Below are 3,323 nucleotides of genomic sequence, written 5' to 3' on the forward strand. Positions count from 1 at the left end.
TCCGCAGTTCCGGCATCAATGAAGATAACTACGGCGATGCCCAGGCGGGCAAATACCTCTCGTTAGTTCAGGGAGAAGAGGATATTGTGCGAACCTGTCTTAAGGTCATGGCCTCAGGTTACCGGCCTGAACTCTGCCTTGATGGCATACCACCATCCATGGCACTGATTATCCAACACTGCATTGACTGCCTGTGCGGCGGGGTCGCCACGAGCTTTCAATCCTTTCAGGATAATACCGTCAGGTTTGAGTTCACACGCGGTCAACCCAGAGCTGTTGTGGCAGGGCAGTCCGGTAACACGCCCCACCGCATTGATATTTCCCGCAAGGATGGAGCTGAGAGTTATCAATACTTTCCCGGCACGATCTCAAGTCACTTCATCCTGGTCAAAAACAAAAACGGTTATTCGGAAACAAGAATTGATGATGTCGATGCCCGGGCAAACGACATGAAACAACTCATTGATGACATGATTTCAAACCTCATGCCGATGGTGACAGCGCTGGAAAACCTGTTGCTCTGCCCAGTGGATGTGGAGTTTGCCATTGATCATGAGGGTCACCCGTATCCGGTGCAGGTGCGTCCTGTCACCCGACTCTCTGGCGACATGGATTTCGCCATGCCCATACCCACAGGGGCCATTGCCTCTGGCGAGAGCGTCAGCGAAGGCTACTGTACCGGAACAATCTGGCTGGCCGAGGAACGAAACGCAGACTCCATGCCAGATGGAGCCATTGTCGTGGCACCGCATGCTGAAAATTGGATGCTTGACCCTGAGTTCCTGAAGCGGGTTGGTGGTTTTGTCATTGCCAGGGGAGGCTCCAATGATCATGTAGCGATCATCATGAGACAGGCAGGAATAACCTTAATGCTAGCCGGTGAACAATATAAGACAGTGGCCGCTCAGGCTGGTCAACAGGCGACACTGGCCTGCGCTCGCTTTTGCGATGAGCCCGGAGCCTTCATTGTAACCGGTGACATTAGCGGAAAACTCGCCAGTCACAGAAACCTGGCCTCTGCAATTACTGATGTACCACAAGCAAAAGCTACCCCCTCACGGGATGATTTGTCCTTTCCTGAAGGCGCATTCCTTCAGGTTGCCAGCGGTTTCAAATGGCTCACAGATCAAAATGCCCGCCTGTTGGGATTTTTTGCCTCCGGCGGCGGACTGGATTGTCTGGCAAACCCGGTAAAACTGAGCATGTCGCCACAACGATCCAGGATACTGGCAGAGACTGCAGGCAGCATAAATCGGCTGGTTTATGGGGCTGAAGCCCTGTTGGAGGGTTACCGGGCCTTTTTGCGGCTGGCGGGTGAGGGAGGTTCATCAGCGGTCCGGTTATTGCAGGATGCACAGCAACTGGGCAACCGGTTCGAGACGTTGCAACAGACCATCCGATCAGGGCTGAAGAGTATCATTCTGCCAATGCAAGCCGCTGAAGAAGGTCGACTATTCCCGGGAACCTTTCGTCAGTGGACGGCTGACTGTGGCCAGTTAAAATCTTCTCTTCAAACACTCCGACCTTATGCGGCTGAGAAGGTCCAAAGTGTTCATGAACTGATTTTTGCCCTGCATAAGCGCTTCGTAAAGGCATTGGCTCCGGTCACTCTGGATTCGGGTCAGGCCAGGCTTTCTTCTGAAGAAGGGCGTATAACCTATGTTGATTGCACGACTCCGGACGAAACCGCACCGCTACTGAATGCATCCTGCAAGGCAGCCCTCCGGGAATTAGATAAATCAGCCATTGTCATCAGTATGGATGATGCCATGATTGTTAGCCTGAATTTAGGACATCATGTGGGCCTTATCGAGCTACTTGAACACGCAGACGGTGGGAAGGAGCGTACCTTGCGGTTGAAACTTTCTGACACATTTTTTAGCACCGATGGCAGCGATAATCCCTGCAAGTTGCAACGTATGTGGTTTTTAGTGCAGTTACTCAAAGCGATCGAACTGGTTGAAGAAGCTGATAACATGAAGATAAGTTTCAACGCCGTTGCAGGTGAAATGATCGTCGAATGCCCCCGGATGGGGTCACGTCCAATTATGCAGCATGCTTTTGTAAAACTGGTAGCGGCGTTATATCCATTAAATGGTCTGGATATATTTTTAAGTTCGAAACGCATTTTTAAAGAAAATCAGTGGAACTTCAACTCGCTTGCACAACGCCTTGATAGGGATGCAGAAGCCAATAGATTTGCCTTTCAGCATTGTCTTTTCTTAATGGTTGATAGCGTACGAAAGGGGATTAATGCCAGTTGCTACCAGTTTTTAGGCAATCATCAACAACAGTTTATTGATCATGCTCTACGGCTCGTTAAATCGGATGACAATCTTTGGGAAGTGTTAATGAGTGATGAGGTCGCCCGGGACATCCGCAGGGAGCTGCTGCATCATTTGTTATTGTTATATCCCGCCAAGGCTATGCAATTTGTTGAATTTTTTTATCCCCAGTGGGAAGATCATTACTTTATTATCGAGCGACCCCATGATTACAGTCTGAAGTTTCATTTCTCACCGGTTCAGTCGCTTGGGGATCATAAAGAAAAGGTCAGGAATCTCTTGCTCAAGAATACACTGAAATATGCCAGCCAACGGGTTCGAAATGATAAAGACCTTGTATTATCAGCCGTTGAATTATATCCATGTCACCTGAGTTATGTGAGTGAAAAACTGAAGCGCGATGAAGATGTCGTCATGACCGCAATCAATGCAGATTACCTATCTTTGAAATACGCCAGTCAGGAACTTCGAGATAATGAAGAGTTTATCAGGGGTGCTATCAAAATTCGTTCAGCAGCTATGCTTTATGCCGGTGAAAAAGTCAGAAATGATAAAAGAATTATTGAAAACTTAATGGCTGTCAATATTAGAATATTGAGAAGTGTCAATAAATCGGTATTGAAGGATCGTGAGTATATGTTGGCATTAATTAAAAAGGATGCTGATGCCTTTAATTTTATTGCTGACGAACTTGAGCAAGATACAAATTTTATCATTTCAGCAATTGAAATAAATTCCGACGTTTGTCGAGTGATCAGGATAAACCAGGAAATAAAGCCTGTCCCACTCCCCCCTGAAATAAGACGGCTGCTCAATTTATAGCTCATCCCTGAGGGTGGCGCAAAATATTTTCACGCGCCATGGGCATTTGGGAATTTTCTTCATCAACAGAACGATTTGCCCTTTAACCTGTCAAAATACATAACCTGTTCATCCAATAAGCTTTCCTGTGTCGGGTGAGCAGTCTTGTTTATCATTAGCTGTTGACCTGAATCCGTAACTTCAGAAGACGTTGAAACCTTCGGAAGCCGGTCGTGC

Annotated in this window: 1 protein-coding gene; it reads left to right on the plus strand. The window is 47.6% G+C overall.

All coding sequences use genetic code 11. From position 1 onward, the window contains the following. Nucleotides 1-3,107 (plus strand): DUF4116 domain-containing protein (locus KDK14_RS12430; RefSeq protein ID WP_257265450.1); only part of this gene is annotated, 3,107 nt, incomplete at its 5' end. Nucleotides 3,108-3,323 lie beyond the last annotated feature (216 nt).

Origin of the sequence: Endozoicomonas sp. ONNA2, assembly GCF_024606365.1 — a bacterium.
Lineage (GTDB): Bacteria > Pseudomonadota > Gammaproteobacteria > Pseudomonadales > Endozoicomonadaceae > Endozoicomonas.